Source organism: Paraburkholderia sp. PREW-6R, assembly GCF_039621805.1.
Taxonomy (GTDB): Bacteria; Pseudomonadota; Gammaproteobacteria; order Burkholderiales; family Burkholderiaceae; genus Paraburkholderia.
This window is the reverse complement of record NZ_CP155073.1, coordinates 2,465,499-2,481,902: the sequence shown is the minus strand read 5'-3', so window position 1 is coordinate 2,481,902 and position 16,404 is coordinate 2,465,499. Positions and strand designations below refer to the sequence as shown.

Here is a 16,404-nt window from a genome sequence, read left to right as displayed (position 1 = left end):
CGCAGCCAGGACGACAATCCGAATTAGAGTCGTAGATCTTGACCCGGGGTTGTCGCCCGGGTTTTTTCGACGTTAAAATAGAACGATCGTTCGTTAATGCCGTCCCGCCGTTGAAGAGGGATATCCTCCAGCTAGAGCACCCGCGACAGGGCTGTCATGAGGGCAGTCGTTATAATGTCCGTTGGGTTGACGTATTCGTAACTTTGGAGCGTGTGCATGAAAATCCTGGTGCCAGTGAAAAGAGTGGTCGATTACAACGTGAAAGTCCGGGTCAAGTCGGACGGTACGGGCGTCGACATCGCGAACGTGAAGATGTCCATGAATCCGTTCGACGAAATCGCGGTGGAAGAAGCCGTGCGCCTGAAAGAGGCCGGCGTGGCGACCGAAGTGATCGCCGTGTCGGCGGGTGTCGCACAATCGCAGGAAACGTTGCGCACGGCGCTGGCGATCGGCGCGGACCGCGCCATCCTGATCGAGTCGGCCGAAGAACTGCAGCCGCTCGCTGTCGCCAAGCTGCTGAAGGCGCTGGTCGACAAGGAACAGCCGCAGCTGATCATCCTCGGCAAGCAGGCGATCGACGACGACTCGAACCAGACCGGTCAGATGTTGGCCGCACTGGCCGGGCTGCCGCAAGCCACGTTCGCATCGAAGGTCACGGTGGCAGACGGCAAGGCCACGGTGTCGCGCGAAGTGGACGGCGGCGCGGAAACGCTGTCGCTCACGTTGCCTGCCGTGGTCACGACTGACCTGCGTCTGAACGAGCCGCGCTACGTCACGTTGCCCAACATCATGAAGGCGAAGAAAAAGCCGCTGGAAACGGTCAAGCCTGAGGACCTCGGCGTCGACGTGAAGCCGCGCCTGAAGACGCTGAAGGTTGTCGAGCCGCCGAAGCGCTCCGCCGGTGTGAAGGTGCCGGACGTGAAGACGCTGGTCGAGAAGCTGAAGACCGAAGCCAAGGTGCTTTGAGCCAAACGGCAACCATGTTGCATGTGACTGGAGTGAGCGCGAAGCGCCGGTCCGGTCGACACGGAGACAGACGAAATGACGAATCTGGTAATAGCAGAACACGACAACGCGTCGATCAAGGCCGCGACGCTGAACACGATCGCAGCGGCCAAAAAGATTGGCGGCGACGTACACGTGCTGGTGGCGGGTCACCAGGCCCAGGCCGCAGCGGAGGCGGCAGCGAAAATCGCCGGCGTCAGCAAGGTGCTGCTCGCCGACGCGCCGCAACTCGAAGCGGGTCTCGCGGAAAACGTCGAGGCAACGGTGCTGAACATTGCGAAGGACTATTCACACATCCTCGCGCCAGCCACCGCTTACGGCAAGAACGTTACGCCGCGTATCGCGGCGAAGCTGGACGTCGCGCAGATCAGCGACATCACCGCGGTGGATTCGGCCGACACGTTCGAGCGTCCGATCTACGCGGGCAATGCAATTGCCACGGTGCAATCGGCTGATCCGATCAAGGTCATCACGGTCCGCACGACCGGTTTCGACGCAGTCGCGGCCGAAGGCGGCAGCGCAACGGTCGAGAAGATCGAAGCGGCAGCGGACAGCGGTATCTCGTCGTTCGTGAGCCGTGAAGTGACGAAGCTGGACCGTCCGGAACTGACGTCGGCGAAGATCATCGTGTCGGGCGGCCGTGGTCTGGGCAACGGCGAGAACTACACGCAGGTGCTGGAGCCGCTGGCCGACAAGCTGAACGCAGCGCTTGGCGCGTCGCGCGCGGCAGTGGATGCGGGCTTCGTGCCGAACGACTATCAGGTTGGCCAGACTGGCAAGATCGTCGCGCCGCAGCTGTACGTTGCGGTCGGCATCTCGGGCGCGATCCAGCATCTGGCCGGGATGAAGGACAGCAAGGTGATCGTCGCGATTAACAAGGACGAAGAAGCGCCGATTTTCAGCGTTGCTGATTACGGTCTGGTCGGCGATCTGTTCACGGTCGTGCCGGAACTCGTCAAAGAACTGGGCTAACAATCGGGCAATGGTCGCGCCTGGGTGATCCTGGATGATGGCGCCTGGCAGCACATGAAGGGCGCAGGACCGAGCCGGTCCCGCGCCCTTTTTACATCGAGACAGGAGGAGAACTGAAATGACCTACACGGCGCCCATCAAGGACATGCTGTTCGTAATGAAGGAACTGGCCGGCCTCGAAGAAATCGCCACGCTGCCAGGCTTCGAAGACGCGAATCTGGACACGGCTCAGGCCGTGCTCGAAGAATCGGCGAAACTGTGTGGAGAAGTGCTGGCGCCGCTGAATGTCGAAGGCGACAGGAATCCGAGCAGCTGGAAAGACGGCGTGGTTACCGCAACGCCTGGTTTCAAGGATGCGTTTCGCCAGTTTGCCGAAGGCGGCTGGCAGGGTGTGCAGCATCCCGTCGATTACGAAGGTCAGGGTCTACCCAAGCTGATCGGCACACCCTGCGTGGAGATGCTCAACGCGTCGAATCTCTCGTTCGCGCTGTGTCCGCTGTTGACGGACGGCGCGATCGAAGCGCTGCTAACCGCGGGCAGCGACGAGCAGAAACAGACTTATGTGCCCAGGCTGATTTCCGGCGAGTGGACCGGCACGATGAACCTCACCGAGCCGCAAGCCGGCTCCGATCTGGCGTTGGTCCGCACGCGCGCCGAGCCGCAGGGCGACGGCTCGTTCAAGCTGTTCGGCACCAAGATTTTCATCACGTGGGGCGAGCACGATATGGCGGCGAACATCGCGCATCTCGTGCTGGCGCGCACGCCGAGCGCACCGGAAGGCGTGAAGGGCATTTCGCTTTTCATCGTGCCGAAATTCCTCATTAACGAAGACGGTTCACTGGGCGAGCGCAACGACGTGCATTGCGTGTCGATCGAACACAAGCTGGGCATCAAGGCGAGCCCCACCGCAGTGCTGCAGTTCGGTGATCACGGCGGCGCAATCGGTCATTTGATCGGCGAGGAAAATCGCGGCCTCGAATACATGTTCATCATGATGAACGCGGCGCGCTTCGCGGTTGGCATGCAGGGCGTGGCGGTATCGGATCGCGCGTATCAGCAGGCAGTCGCCTATGCGAAGGATCGCGTGCAAAGCCGTCCGGTGGATGGCTCGGCGAAGCAGCCTGTGGCGATCATCCAGCATCCGGACGTGCGCCGTATGCTTGCCACCATGCGCGGGTTGACGGAAGCGTCGCGTGCGCTGGCGTATGTCGCCGCGAGCCATTGCGATATTGCGCACCGTCATCCGGACGAAGCGAAGCGCGCCGAGCATCAGGCTATCTACGAATATCTCGTACCGATCGTGAAGGGCTGGAGCACGGAGTTGTCGATCGAGGTGACGAGCCTCGGTGTGCAGGTGCATGGCGGCATGGGCTTCATCGAGGAAACCGGCGCCGCGCAGGTTTACCGCGATGCGCGCATTCTGCCCATCTATGAAGGCACGACTGCGATTCAGGCCAATGACCTGATCGGCCGCAAAACCGTGCGCGATGGCGGCAAGGTCGCGAAAACGCTGCTGGCGGGTATTGCTGAGACCGTCGAAGCGCTCGGTGCGCAGCAGGGCGCAGCATTCGCCTCCATGAGAAAGTACCTTGCACAAGCGCATGACTCGCTTAGTGCTGCGGTCGATTTTGTCGTCACGAATACGAGGAGCGATCCGAACGCGGTGTTCGCCGGCAGTGTGCCGTATCTGAAGCTTTCGGGGATTGTGCTGGGTGGCTGGCAGATGGCGCGTGCGTTACTCGTGGCGGCCCGGAAGCGTGACGAAGATCCGTCTTTCTACGGCGCGAAAATCGCCACCGCGCAGTTCTACGCCGAGCACGTGTTGCCGCTGGCGTCGGCGCTGGAGGCGGCCATCGTCAGCGCGAAGGGTGGAGAGAGCGTGCTGGCGCTGTCGGAAGATCAGTTTTGACGTGACATGTGTTCTGATGCAGCAAGACAAACGGCGCCACGAGGGCGCCGTTTGTTTTTGTAGGTGGGCGGCTGCGTCAGAACGCGTCGTTCGTGCAGTCGCCTGAAGCAACCTCACGCATAAGCCGGCCGATGCGCACCGCGTGTTTCACCGAGATACCGATGCACCGACAGATCGTCCGCCTTGATAGCGGGTTGCTTGCCCGACATGACGTCCGCGAGCAACTGGCCCGAGCCGCATGACATCGTCCAGCCGAGCGTGCCGTGCCCCGTATTCAGGAACAGGTTCGACACCGGCGTGCGGCCGACGATCGGCGTACCGTCCGGCGTCATGGGGCGCAGGCCAGTCCAGAAACTGGCTTTCGACGTGTCGCCGCCACCCGGGAACAGATCGTTCACGCACAGCTCCAGGGTTTCGCGACGAGCCTCGCGCAATGACTTGTCGAAGCCGACAATTTCGGCCATCCCGCCCACGCGGATGCGGTCGTCAAAGCGCGTAATCGCAATCTTGTAGGTTTCGTCGAGCACCGTGGAGACAGGCGCAGCAGCCTCGTTAACAATTGGCGCAGTGATGGAATAGCCCTTGAGCGGGTAAACCGGAATCTTGACGAGACCGGAGAGAAATTGAGTCGAATACGAGCCCAACGCAACGACGAATGAATCGGCGCGCACCAGTTCGCTGCCGCATTGCACGCCGGCAATACGGTCGCCCGCAAGCGCGAGCGAGTCAATCGGCGTGTTGTAGCGGAACTGGACGCCCAGTTCCTCGGCCATGGCGGCGAGGCGCGTGGTGAACATCTGGCAGTCACCGGTCTCGTCGCCCGGCAGACGCAGACCGCCCGTCAGCTTGTGCGACACGGCAGCGAGCGCGGGTTCGGCTTTTGCCAGTTCCGCTGGCGAAAGCAATTCGAACGGCACGTTGGCTTCCCGCAGCACGGCGATGTCTTTGGCCGCCCCATCGAACTGCTGCTGCGTGCGGAACACCTGCAGTGTGCCGCCAGTGCGCCCTTCATACCGAATGCCCGTTTCGGCACGCAGTGCCTGCAGGCAGTCGCGGCTATATTCGGCGAGACGCACCATGCGTCCCTTGTTGATGGCATAGCGCGAAGACGTGCAGTTCTGCAGCATCTGCCACATCCATTGAAGCTGGAACTGCGTGCCGTCTAGCCGGATCGCAAGCGGCGCGTGCTTCTGGAACATCCACTTGACTGCCTTCAGCGGCACGCCAGGCGCGGCCCACGGCGACGCATAGCCCGGCGAGATCTGGCCGGCGTTAGCAAAGCTGGTTTCGAGCGCCGGGCCGGCCTCGCGGTCGATCACGGTCACGTCATGACCCGCGCGCGCCAGATAATAAGCACTCGTCACCCCGACGACGCCACTGCCCAAAACGACGACTCGCATAGCTGCTCCAAACAGATTCAGGAAAGTTGGCGGGCGGTGGGTTCGTCGTTCGTTCGAAGTGTTTGCGTTGTTCGCATCGTTCGCATCGTTCGATTAACGAGGTGTATCGCAGTTCGCCCAGTGTTAACCGCTATACTATTAACAGTCAGGCAGGTTTTGTTATTGTATTTTCAGGATTTTCAGCAGAAACACCATGCGTACACAGCGCCAGCCGGTTCGTGCCCTCGATAAGCTCGATCACAAGATCCTGCGCCTGTTGCAGGTGGACGGCCGAATGGCCATGAAGGAACTGGCCGAGCAGGTCGGGCTGTCGGTTACGCCGTGCATCGAACGGGTCAAGCGTATGGAACGCGACGGCGTAATCACCGGTTATCACGCGCGGGTGAATCCGGCGGAACTGGGTGCGGCGCTGCTCGTGTTCGTCGAAATCACGCTGGACCACAAAAGTGGCAACATGTTCGACCAGTTTCGCCGCGAGGTGCAGAAGATTCCCGAGGTACTGGAATGCCATCTCGTGTCCGGCGACTTCGACTATCTGATCAAGGCGCGCATTGGTGAAATGGCGGATTACCGGAAGCTGCTTGGCGACATTCTTTTGCAGTTACCAGGCGCGGTGCAGTCCAAGAGCTATGTGGTGATGGAAGAAATCAAGGAGACGCTGACGATCGCGGTGGGCGACTGAGCGGTGTCCCTCCGGCTTCGGACTGCCGATCGGCAGTGGTCGGCAGTGGTCGGCAGCACGCTAAAGGAGGCCTCGACAAACGACGTAAACACTGTATATTTATACAGGTGTTTTCGTCGTTTTTCCTTGGCGTGCCATCATCGTGACCGACTCCGATTTCGACCCTGCTGACGCATCCGTGCCCGAGTTTCCTGTCGCGCCGCCCGCACCCCGCAAGGGGCGAGGCGCTGTCACGAATCTTCAAGGCCGCTACGAAGTGGACCAGCGCGAAGCCGTGGACGACGGGTGGGTCACTCATCAGGATGAAGACGGCGACGACACCAAGGTTCTACGCACGCAGCTCTTCGAAGAGCAGGCGAAGACCATCCTCACGCGCAATGCATCGCCGGACATCCCGTTTAGCGTGTCGCTGAATCCGTATCGCGGTTGTGAGCACGGCTGCATCTATTGCTTCGCGCGGCCAACGCACAGCTATCTCGGCTTGTCCCCGGGCCTCGACTTCGAGAGCCGCATCTATGCGAAGGTTAACGCGCCGGAATTGCTCGAACGGGAGTTGTCGAAGAAGTCTTATATGCCCGAGCCGATCGCGCTAGGCGTGAATACGGACGCGTGGCAACCGGTCGAGCGCGAGTTACGGCTCACGCGGCGGGTCGTCGAAATACTTGGCGAGCGGAATCATCCGTTCGCGGCGATCACCAAATCATCGCTGATCGAGCGCGATCTTGATCTGCTTGCGCCCATGGCGGCGCGCGGCCAATTCATGGCCGCAATCACGATCACCACGCTGGATTCGGACATTGCGCGCACGCTCGAACCGCGTGCGGCAACACCGTCGCGCCGATTGCGCACAATCCGGACGTTGAGCGAGGCGGGCATTCCAGTCGGCGTCAGCGTCGCGCCGATGATTCCATTCGTTACCGAGCCAGACCTGGAAAGGGTGCTCGAGGCGTGCGCGGAGGCGGGTGCGTGCAATGCGAGCTACATCGTGCTGCGTCTGCCGTGGGAAGTCGCACCGCTCTTCAAGGATTGGCTGGCCGCCCACTTCCCCGATCGTGCTGACCGTGTGATGAGCCGCGTGCGTGACATGCGCGGCGGCAAAGATTACGACGCGTGTTTCTCCAGCCGCATGAAGGGGGAGGGGTTGTGGGCAGATCTGCTCAAGCAGCGTTTTCACAACGCTGCCCGCCGCTTGGGCCTCAATCAACGCGACCGCGGCATTCTGGACATGTCGCATTTCCGGCGGATCGAGCCTGCGCGTGACCCGGTGAAGGCGCCCCCACCCGTGAGTCCGCAACTCGAACTGTTCTGACGCAGCGCTTACGGTTTATTGTGAAAGCGCTTTGGCCGCCTCGACCTGACTCTCGAAGTAGGTCTGAAAGGAAATGGCGAGCCCTGTCATCAGAAGGAATGCGCCGATCAACAGCGAAAAGATCACGATGAAAATGACCGTCCAGCCGGAGTGGCTTTTTCGTTCTGTGTGAGCATTGAACTGCGCGTCCCATTTTTCGTCCGGGCGCAAGCCATACACAATGGCCGCGAGGAACGCGGCGAGCAACGACACGGCGCCTGCGAACGCCAGCACCCAGCCCAGCATCGAAGAACGTTCGCTCGCTACCACCAGCATCGCACCCGGAATGCCGACGAGCGTACCGATCACGTGCGCCCAGCCATAGAGGTCGCGTTTGCCATACAGATAGAAACGGTGCGCGCCCAGGTACCCAAGGAAAAACGCGAGAGCGGCGGTAATCGTTTTGGATCTGAAATGCGAGGGCGTCGAAACAAGGGTGGACATGTGGGCGAGGGCAAAGTGGCAGGCGGTCGAAAGGAGCCGGCGCGCCGAGGCGCAGAGCGTCGCGCATTCTACGCCCGCTGCACGGCTGAGGTCATGTGACTTGCGAGGGCATGGGTATAGCCGGGCTGCAAGCACCTAGCCGTGCAGCAGGCTCAAGGCGCCGCGTAAGTCACGCGGTAGACGGCGCCCGCGTAGTCGTCGCTGATCAGCAGCGAGCCATCGGGCAGCGGCAGCACATCGGCGGGGCGCCCCCATTGCGTTTCGTCCGGTTCCAGCCAGCCGTCAGCAAAGACTTCCTGGTGGGCGTTGCTGCCGTCCGGATTCGTGATCACACGCACCACGCGGTAGCCGACTTTCTTGCTGCGATTCCACGAGCCATGCTCAGCGATGAAGATGTTGTTTTTATAGGCGGCCGGAAACATCGAGCCGGTGTAAAAACGCATGCCGAGCGCGGCGACGTGTGCGCCCAGTTTGACGACGGGAGGAGTGAACGCGCTGCAGGGATGGTCCTTGCCGAATTCAGGGTCGGGCGTGTCGCCGCCGTGGCAATAGGGAAAGCCGAAATCCATGCCGGCACGCGGCGCGCGGTTGAGTTTGTCGCTCGGTATATCGTCACCCAGCAGGTCGCGGCCGTTGTCGGTGAACCACAGGTCGTGCGTGAGCGGATCCCACGCGAAGCCCACGGAATTCCGTATGCCGCGGGCGACTACTTCGTAGTGGCTGCCGTCCGGGTCCATGCGGCCGATCAGCCCATAGCGGCTGCGGTCCTTCAGACATACGTTGCAGGGCGCGCCTTGCGGCACGTACAGCTTGCCGTCGGGGCCGAATGCAATGAACTTCCAGCCGTGGTGCGTTTCGGTCGGCAATTGGTCGGTCACGATGGCGGGCTTGGGCGGATTGTCCAGATGATCGTCGATTGCGTCGAATCGCAGAATTCGCGACACCGCCGACACATACAGCGCGCCGTCGTGCCACGCAACGCCCGCCGGGCTTTCCAGGCCGGAAGCGATCACGTGGCGCGCGGTCACCCGGCCGTTCTGCAATTCAAGCGCGTAGACGTGACCGTCGAGGCTTCCTATATAGAGGATGCCTTTCGGCGACCACGTCATGGCCCGCGCGCTCGGCACCGCATCGGACAACACCGTGATATGGAAGCCCAACGGCACTTTGATGCGATCCACGGGTAGGGCGGCAAGCGCCGGAACGGTCAAGCCAGCCGCGAGCAAAACGGCCGCACCGTGCGCCAGACGGCTTCGCAGGTCAAGCGCACGCTTGAAAAGCGCCGTGCGGCAGGCCAAAGCAAAGGCCAAAAACGCGTTGCAAGGCAGGACTTTCACAGGCGCTCCGTCAAGTGATTCGGGCGTTTTAGCGTGGTCTGGGCGTCGCGCAGGCGTGGCCGGCGCATTACGCCTGCTCAGTTTATCCCGGTAAGTGTTTGTTATGGCGTCAGTTTCCCGCTATAATCGCGTGTTTCAGTCGTTCCGAACCCCGGTTTTCAAGGATTCTAGTAATGGTCATCATCCGCTTGGCTCGTGGCGGCTCCAAGAAGCGCCCGTTCTACAACATCGTCGCAACCGACTCGCGTAACCGTCGTGACGGCCGCTTCATCGAGCGCGTGGGCTTTTATAACCCGATCGCTACGAAGGGTGAAGCCCTGCGTATCGCTCAAGATCGCCTGACGTACTGGCAAGGCGTTGGCGCGCAACTGTCGCCGACCGTTCAGCGTCTCGTGAAAGAAGCGCAAAAGGCGCAGCCGGCTGCTTAATGGCCGCACGCAGGGCAGCGCGCAGGCGTGTCGTAGCCGGATCGAACGTCGGTCTGGCCGGCGGCCCGCGCACCTGGCGGGCGCAGTCAGAAACGCAAATGGTGGTATTGGCAGTCATGCTGACGCAGGCGTCGAGATTGGCAGCGAGGTTCTCTTATGTCTGAACGTGATTACGGCAGCACAGATCGCGTGAAGGCAAAGGTTGCGGCAAAAACCGCGGCCCCGCGCGCAAAGGCGTCTGATCAGGTGTCGTTCGGTGCATTCGTCCGCAAGCCGGTCGAAAAAACCGAAGGCAAGGCGAAAGCCAACGTCTCAACCACGGGTGCCGAGGCCGCAGCCATGCGCGCGGAAACCGTGGAGAGCTGGCCGGCCGACGCGGTCGAAGTCGGCAAGATCGTCGACGCTTACGGCCTCAAAGGCTGGGTCAAGGTGGCCGCTCACGCGGATGCCGGCCACGGCGGTGACGCATTGTTGAGCGCGAAGCGCTGGTGGCTGATGCAAGGCCGCGAGCGCAAGTCGGCGCTGGCTTTGGACGCGAAAACGCATAGCGACAGTGTGGTCGCCCATCTGGGCGGCATCGCTGATCGTGATGTGGCGCTGGCACTGCGCGGCGCTCGCGTCTACGTCAGCCGCAGCGAATTTCCGGCTCTCGAGGCCGACGAATTCTACTGGGTCGACCTGCTCGGCCTGAATGTGGTGAATGTGGCCGGCGTCGATCTCGGCAAGGTTGCAGACATGATCGACAACGGCGCGCACTCGGTGTTGCGTGTCGAATATCCGTCTACCGACAAGAACGGTAAGCCGGTAACGGGCGAACGTTTGATCCCGTTCGTCGGCGTCTTTGTCAAAACGGTCGACCAGGCGGCGAAGCAGATCATCGTCGAATGGGAAGCCGACTATTAAATGATTCGCTGAACGGAGAGAGCGATGCAGTTCGATGTCGTTACGCTCTTTCCTGACATGTTCCGTGCGCTGACCGATTGGGGCATTACCAGCCGGGCGGCAAAGCAGGAGCGTTACGGCTTGCGTACGTGGAATCCGCGCGATTTCACCACGGATAACTACCGTACGATCGACGATCGTCCTTATGGCGGCGGCCCTGGCATGGTCATGCTGGCGCGGCCGCTCGAAGACGCGATCGGCGCGGCAAAAGCGGCGCAGGCGGAGCAGGGCATCCTCTCACCGCGCGTGGTGATGATGTCGCCGCAAGGCGCCACGTTGAATCACGAGCGCGTCATGCAGTTTGCGGCGCAATCCGGTCTGATTCTGTTGTGCGGTCGTTATGAAGCGATTGACCAGCGTCTTCTCGACCGCGTGGTCGACGAAGAAGTCAGCCTTGGCGACTTCGTGCTGTCAGGCGGTGAATTGCCGGCAATGGCATTGATGGACGCGGTCGTGCGTCAATTGCCGGGCGTTCTGAACGATGCGCAGTCGGCGGTGCAGGACAGCTTCGTCGACGTGCTGCTAGATTGTCCGCATTACACGCGTCCCGAGGAGTACAACGGCGTGCGCGTGCCAGATGTGCTGCTCGGTGGCCATCATGCGGAGATCGAAGCGTGGCGTCGGCGCGAAGCGTTGCGCAATACGTTGAACAAGCGGCCCGATCTGATCGTCAAGGCCAGAAAGAACAAGATGTTGAGCCGTGCCGACGAGGCATGGCTTGCAAGTCTCGCAAACAAAGAGCCGAAGGCATAAAGCCCCGGCCTTTCAAGCGGACACCAGGCGGCGCCTTACATGCGTGTACGGCGCCTGATGTGAACCCATCCTCTATCGGGGCCGTAGCCGGGCGCAAAAGGCAACTCAGCGCGAGGCAGGTACGAACGTCGACAAGATGGACTTAGGAGTCAGTGATGAATCTGATTGCAAAACTCGAGCAGGAAGAAATTGCGCGCGCCCTCGGCGAGAAGACCATCCCCGAATTCGCTCCCGGCGATACGGTGATCGTCAGCGTGAACGTGGTTGAAGGTACGCGTAAGCGTGTTCAGGCTTACGAAGGCGTCGTAATCGCCAAGCGTAACCGTGGTCTGAATTCGTCGTTCATCGTCCGTAAGATTTCGTCGGGCGAAGGTGTCGAGCGTACGTTCCAGACTTACTCGCCGCTGCTGGCAAGCATCGTCGTGAAGCGTCGTGGTGATGTGCGTCGTGCCAAGCTGTACTACCTGCGCGACCGTTCGGGCAAGTCGGCTCGAATCAAGGAAAAGCTGGTCTCGAAAGACCGCGCTGCTTCCCAGGCGTAAATGCTGTAAGAAAAAGCACCCCACGCGGGTGCTTTTTTGTTTGCCAGGTCAAAATAGTGGCGTCCCTATCCGCTCGTTCGGGAGACCCGTTGATCCGCCCTGTCTTTGAGCCCGAAATTTTGCCTGTCGAAGAAACAGGCGCTGATCTGCCGCCTGTGGTGCCGCAGCGTCTCACGCCAGACGGCCTGCGTGCACGCTTCGAGCAGCGCCTTCCGTGGGAGGCCGAGCCGATCATCGAAGCGCCGTGGCGCGACAAGCATGTCGACCCGCGCGTAGCCGCCGTTCTGGTGCCGCTGGTGGTTCGGGAACACGGGCTGACGGTCCTGCTGACCCAGCGCGCGGACCATCTGAACGACCACGCCGGCCAGGTGAGCTTCCCTGGCGGCCGCCATGAACCGTTTGACGCCGACGCCACGGCCACCGCCTTGCGTGAAGCGCATGAAGAGGTTGGCCTCGACCCATCGCGCGTCGAAATTCTCGGCACTTTGCCCGACTATCTGACGGGCACCGGTTTCCGCGTCACGCCCGTGATCGGTCTCGTTCACCCGCCGTTCACGTTGACCGTGGACACCGTCGAAGTCGCCGAAGCCTTCGAAGTGCCGCTCGCGTTCCTGATGAACCCCGTGCATCACGAGGTGCGGGTGTTTCGCTATGAAGGCGGCGAGCGCCGCTTTTTCGCGATGCCTTATCCGCGCGATGCATCGGTGCAAGACGGAGAGGCTGGCAGTCGAACCGGCGGCCACTACTTTATCTGGGGCGCCACAGCGGCGATGCTGCGTAACTTCTATCGGTTCCTGGCGGCGTGACGCCGCCGCTGTGCACGGGTCCGCTGTTTGGCAATGTCTGCGCTCAGTGGCATCCGACCCTGTGCTATCGTTACAAACAATCGTAATAACTCGAAAAGCACGGCGCATCGCATGACTTTTTTCTCCGTATTGCTGGCCCTGATCATTGAACAGGTACGCGCGCTGTCGCCGAACAATCCGGTGTCTGCGTTGCTTCAGTACCATGCGGAGTCGGCGGCGCACGGATTCGATGCCGGCAAACCCAGACACGGGTTGCTCGCATGGCTCGTGGTAGTGGTGCCCTGGACGCTGGCCGTGGCGCTCGTCTATTACGTGCTGTACCACATTCACTTCGCACTCGCGTTCCTGTGGAACGTCGCGGTGCTGTATTTCACGCTGGGCTTCCGCCAGTTCAGCCACTATTTCACCGACATCCATCTCGCGTTGAATAACGACGACGTGCCGCGCGCGCGTGAAATCCTGCACGAATGGACCGGACTCGACACCGTGGACATGCCGGTGAGCGAGATCGTGCGTCACACGCTGATCCACGCAGTGGTCGCGTCGCACCGGCATGTATTCGGAGTGTTCTTCTGGTTTCTGATTCCGGTCGGGCCGGCAGGCGCGGTGCTCTACCGGATCGCCGAATATCTTGCGCGCGCATGGGCGCGACCGGTGGACGACCGCACGGTCGCATTCTCCAGTTTCGCGCAACAAGCGTTTTTCGTGATCGACTGGGTGCCGGCGCGCCTCACGTCGCTAGGCTTTGCGATCGTCGGCAATTTCGAAGACGCAATCTACGCGTGGCGAAACCATACGCGGCAATGGCCGGATGCAAACGACGGCGTGTTGCTCGCCGCCGGCAGCGGTGCGTTGGGCGCACGCCTGAGCGGGCCGCTGGCGGAACCGTCGAGTCTCGACGCGCTCGCCACTGGCGACGGCGGTCCGATGCAGGTGGGTGACGACTGCACGCCGCGCACGTTGCAATCGGCGGTAGGTCTCGTATGGCGTGCGGTCGTGCTGTGGATGATCCTGTTGCTCATGCTGACCATCGCGGTATGGCTCGCCTGAAGCTTCAATGACGCGGCACGCGTGATCCTGAACGGTCAAGCATTCAGAAAGGCCGGGGTGCAGCTCGTGACCCCGGCCTCTGTCATTGCACGATCATTTCATCTCTAGCCGTCCAGCGGATTGCGGGCCGTTCCACATTGCCAGCAGACCGTGAACTGCGGCTCGAGCGTTTCGCCGCATTCCCGGCAACGCCAGCAAGGCGTGCCCGCGGCGGGGCCCTGCGCAGCTGCGTTGATCAAACGACGCGCCATCGCTTCGTCGCGCTCGTCAACGAGCCACAGCTCGGGCGCGCATTGGTCCGCCGGGATGTCGCCGAGCGCGCCGTTCAGGTAACGGTTATGCAATTCACACGAAATGCCCGCAGTCTGAAGCACGTTGACCCAATGCTGGCCGATGATCAGATTGGGCGCGCGCATCAATTTCATTGTGAACCCGTAGTTTGATTGCGGCGCGCGTTAGCGCACGATCTGACTGGCTTCGTGGACGAGTTGCGCATACAGCGCATGCCGTTCGCGACGAATCCGACCGTCGGCAACCGCTTCCAGAATCGCGCAGCCTGGCTCGTGCAAATGATGGCAGTTATAAAAGCGGCAGTTCGCGAGGAGCGGTCGGAATTCCGGGAATGCCCGCTCAAGACGGCCTTCGGTCAGATGGTGCAGACCGAATTCCTGAAAGCCCGGAGAATCGATCAGCGATCCGCTTTGAGCGTGGGGGCCGTCCGGCAAAGCAGGCAACGGATACAGGCGGGTGAACGTGGTGGTGTGCCGTCCGCTGTTTAGCGCAGTGGATATTTCGCGGGTTGCGACTTCCGCATCCGGGATCAGCAGGTTCACCAGCGTCGATTTACCCATGCCGGACTGGCCGAGCAGCAGTGTGGAGTGTCCGTACAGATGCTCGGTCAATATCGCGCGCGCCGCTTCCGGTTGGGTCTTGATCGACACTTCCAGCACTGTGTAGCCAAGCGCGCGGTACGGCTCGAGCCGTTTGCGCGCACCGTCGAGCGCACCGGTCACGTCGATCTTGTTCAGCACGATCAATGGCTTCAACTCGTGCGCCTCGGCCGCGACCAGCGCGCGCCCGAGCAGATCTTCGCTGAAATGCGGCTCGGTAGCGAGCACGATCAGCAATTGATCGAGATTCGCCGCGAAAAGCTTCGACTTGTACTGGTCCGAGCGATACAGCAGATTGCGCCGTTCGCCGATTTCGACGATCACACCCTGGTCCGCCGACGTCGGCTCGTAAATCACGCGATCGCCGACCGCCACTTCGCTGCGCTTGCCGCGCGGAAAGCATTGGAGCATCGGCGCGCCGTCGTCGGGGGCGACGAGATAGTGGCGGCCGTGCGCGGCAATCACGAGGCCGACCACGCGCGTAGTGGATAACGCGCGCGCCGCTTTGGGGGACCGGCCGCTCATGCGTGTCGCAGCAGGCGGTCGATCCGCTGCGACGCTGGTGGGTGCGAATAGTAGAACGCGGTGTACAGCGGATCCGGTGTCAACGTGGATGCATTGTCCTCGTACAGTTTGACGAGCGCGTTCACGAGGTCTTGCGCATCGGTTTGCGTGGCGGCGAACGCGTCCGCCTCGAACTCGTGCTTGCGCGAACTCAGGCTGCCAAGCGGCGTCACGAAGAACAGGAAGACGGGCAACGCAAGGAAGAACAGCACCAGCGCCAGTCCACTGTTGCCGCCAACCAGCGAGGGCCGCACGCCGAGTCCTTCGTAGAACCACACGCACTGTGTCAGCCAGCCAAGCAGCGCGAGCATGACGAGACTGATGGCGAACGTCACGAGCATTCGCTTGATGACATGACGGCGCTTGAAATGGCCGAGTTCGTGCGCGAGTACCGCTTCGATCTCGCTGCCCGACAGCCGCGCGAGCAGTGTGTCGAAGAACACGATCCGCTTGGCGGCGCCGAAGCCAGTGAAATACGCATTGCCGTGCGCTGAACGGCGGCTGCCGTCCATCACGAACAGACCTTTCGCAGCGAAGCCGCAGCGCTGCATCAGCGCTTCAATACGGTTTTTCAGCGCTTCGTCCTTGAGCGGTTCGAACTTGTTGAAGAGCGGCGCAATGAACGACGGATACAGCACCAGCACGAGCATCTGGAATGCGACCCATACGACCCACGTCCACAGCCACCACAGGCTGCCTGCCTGGTTCATCAGCCACAGCACGACGAATAGCAGCGGCAGACCGAATGCCGCGCCGAGCAGCACTCCCTTGATGCGGTCGAGGAAGAAAATCCGCTTGCTCATCCGGTTAAAGCCGAAGCGTTGCTCGATGCCGAACTGCCGGTAATAGTCGAACGGCAGATCGATCACGCTCGTGATCGCAATCACCGCGGCAACCAGCGCGATCTGGCCGAGGTAGCCGCGTCCGATCCAGTCGGAGATTGCCATGTCGAGCGCCTGCACGCCGCCAAGCAGCGTGAGCCCGATCAATACCGCCGCGCTGACGACGATTTCGGCCATGGTGAGGCGGGTGCGTTCGACGGTGTAGTCCGCGGCGCGCTGGTGCGCGCTCAGCGCAATGGTGCCGGCAAACTGGCTCGGCACCTGTTCACGGTGCGCGGCGACGAAGCGGATCTGCCGCGACGCGAGCCACAACTTGGTGCCGACCATCGCCACCACGGCAATGACGAACAGAACGGTGAAGTACAGGGTAGGCATCCGGGGATTCCGTGTTAACTATGCGAGAATTATATGTTCCTTCCTGCCTGCCGGCGGGAACGCCCTTAAACCGCTTTCATACGAACTTCGCCTCGGCATACGGACTTGCAGCAAG

At 61.5% G+C, this 16,404-nt stretch carries 17 protein-coding genes; 11 read left to right on the top strand and 6 right to left on the bottom strand.

Translation table 11 applies throughout. From position 1 onward, the window contains the following. The first annotated feature begins 216 nt into the window (after nucleotides 1-216). From AAGS40_RS10770 to AAGS40_RS10760, 3 genes are all read left to right on the top strand, one after another. A complete protein-coding gene (locus tag AAGS40_RS10770) occupies nucleotides 217-966 on the top strand; it encodes an electron transfer flavoprotein subunit beta/FixA family protein (RefSeq protein ID WP_345811242.1) in 750 nt (249 codons plus the stop codon). Nucleotides 967-1,041: 75 nt separating this feature from the next. Beyond that, nucleotides 1,042-1,977, top strand: a complete 936-nt coding sequence (locus tag AAGS40_RS10765; protein ID WP_345811241.1) for an FAD-binding protein — start codon at nucleotides 1,042-1,044, stop codon at nucleotides 1,975-1,977. A gap of 118 nt (nucleotides 1,978-2,095) precedes the next feature. Continuing rightward, entirely contained in the window at nucleotides 2,096-3,886 is a 1,791-nt protein-coding gene (locus AAGS40_RS10760) for an acyl-CoA dehydrogenase (RefSeq protein ID WP_345811240.1), read from the top strand. A 113-nt stretch (nucleotides 3,887-3,999) separates the two neighbouring features. Here the strand turns inward: AAGS40_RS10760 and AAGS40_RS10755 are convergent, their stop codons facing one another. Continuing rightward, complete coding sequence (locus AAGS40_RS10755) at nucleotides 4,000-5,286, bottom strand: D-amino acid dehydrogenase (protein ID WP_345811239.1); 1,287 nt, start codon at nucleotides 5,284-5,286, stop codon at nucleotides 4,000-4,002. A 193-nt stretch (nucleotides 5,287-5,479) separates the two neighbouring features. Between AAGS40_RS10755 and AAGS40_RS10750 the strand changes: the two genes are divergently transcribed. Together AAGS40_RS10750 and AAGS40_RS10745 are read left to right on the top strand one after the other, a co-directional pair. Beyond that, nucleotides 5,480-5,968, top strand: a complete 489-nt coding sequence (locus tag AAGS40_RS10750) for an Lrp/AsnC ligand binding domain-containing protein (protein ID WP_345811238.1) — start codon at nucleotides 5,480-5,482, stop codon at nucleotides 5,966-5,968. Nucleotides 5,969-6,110: 142 nt separating this feature from the next. After that, entirely contained in the window at nucleotides 6,111-7,277 is a 1,167-nt protein-coding gene (locus AAGS40_RS10745; RefSeq protein ID WP_345811237.1) for a PA0069 family radical SAM protein, read from the top strand. Nucleotides 7,278-7,292: 15 nt separating this feature from the next. Here AAGS40_RS10745 and AAGS40_RS10740 read toward each other — a convergent pair whose 3' ends face one another. Both AAGS40_RS10740 and AAGS40_RS10735 read right to left on the bottom strand, forming a co-directional pair. Further along, the gene (locus tag AAGS40_RS10740; protein ID WP_345811236.1) at nucleotides 7,293-7,760 is read right to left on the bottom strand and encodes an NINE protein; all 468 of its coding nucleotides are present in this window, start codon (nucleotides 7,758-7,760) and stop codon (nucleotides 7,293-7,295) included. 152 nt (nucleotides 7,761-7,912) lie between these two features. Then, on the bottom strand, nucleotides 7,913-9,007 hold the full coding sequence (locus tag AAGS40_RS10735) for a PQQ-dependent sugar dehydrogenase (RefSeq protein WP_345814368.1): 1,095 nt from the start codon (nucleotides 9,005-9,007) through the stop codon (nucleotides 7,913-7,915). A gap of 263 nt (nucleotides 9,008-9,270) precedes the next feature. Between AAGS40_RS10735 and rpsP the strand changes: the two genes are divergently transcribed. The 6 genes from rpsP (at nucleotide 9,271) to AAGS40_RS10705 (ending at nucleotide 13,618) form a co-directional block, all read left to right on the top strand. Further along, nucleotides 9,271-9,525 carry a 30S ribosomal protein S16 gene (gene rpsP / locus AAGS40_RS10730; RefSeq protein WP_345811235.1) on the top strand — a complete coding sequence of 85 codons (255 nt, stop codon included), beginning with the start codon at nucleotides 9,271-9,273 and terminating at the stop codon, nucleotides 9,523-9,525. A 156-nt stretch (nucleotides 9,526-9,681) separates the two neighbouring features. Further along, nucleotides 9,682-10,428 (top strand): ribosome maturation factor RimM, encoded by a 747-nt coding sequence (gene rimM / locus AAGS40_RS10725; protein WP_345811234.1) that lies wholly within the window; start codon nucleotides 9,682-9,684, stop codon nucleotides 10,426-10,428. A gap of 24 nt (nucleotides 10,429-10,452) precedes the next feature. Further along, nucleotides 10,453-11,220, top strand: a complete 768-nt coding sequence (trmD, locus tag AAGS40_RS10720; RefSeq protein WP_345811233.1) for a tRNA (guanosine(37)-N1)-methyltransferase TrmD — start codon at nucleotides 10,453-10,455, stop codon at nucleotides 11,218-11,220. Between the two features lie 155 nt (nucleotides 11,221-11,375). After that, complete coding sequence (gene rplS / locus AAGS40_RS10715; RefSeq protein ID WP_020069334.1) at nucleotides 11,376-11,762, top strand: 50S ribosomal protein L19; 387 nt, start codon at nucleotides 11,376-11,378, stop codon at nucleotides 11,760-11,762. Between the two features lie 89 nt (nucleotides 11,763-11,851). Further along, a complete protein-coding gene (locus tag AAGS40_RS10710; protein ID WP_345811232.1) occupies nucleotides 11,852-12,568 on the top strand; it encodes a CoA pyrophosphatase in 717 nt (238 codons plus the stop codon). Between the two features lie 111 nt (nucleotides 12,569-12,679). Continuing rightward, on the top strand, nucleotides 12,680-13,618 hold the full coding sequence (locus AAGS40_RS10705) for a CobD/CbiB family protein (RefSeq protein WP_345811231.1): 939 nt from the start codon (nucleotides 12,680-12,682) through the stop codon (nucleotides 13,616-13,618). A 104-nt stretch (nucleotides 13,619-13,722) separates the two neighbouring features. Here AAGS40_RS10705 and AAGS40_RS10700 read toward each other — a convergent pair whose 3' ends face one another. The 3 genes from AAGS40_RS10700 to AAGS40_RS10690 are packed head-to-tail and all read right to left on the bottom strand — an operon-like array spanning nucleotide 13,723 to nucleotide 16,289. Next, entirely contained in the window at nucleotides 13,723-14,043 is a 321-nt protein-coding gene (locus AAGS40_RS10700; protein ID WP_345811230.1) for a DUF2007 domain-containing protein, read from the bottom strand. Nucleotides 14,044-14,073: 30 nt separating this feature from the next. Continuing rightward, entirely contained in the window at nucleotides 14,074-15,033 is a 960-nt protein-coding gene (gene rsgA, locus AAGS40_RS10695; protein ID WP_345811229.1) for a ribosome small subunit-dependent GTPase A, read from the bottom strand. Beyond that, a complete protein-coding gene (locus AAGS40_RS10690) occupies nucleotides 15,030-16,289 on the bottom strand; it encodes a M48 family metallopeptidase (RefSeq protein ID WP_345811228.1) in 1,260 nt (419 codons plus the stop codon). Before AAGS40_RS10690 ends, rsgA begins: the two co-directional genes overlap by 4 nt. Nucleotides 16,290-16,404: the final 115 nt, after the last annotated feature.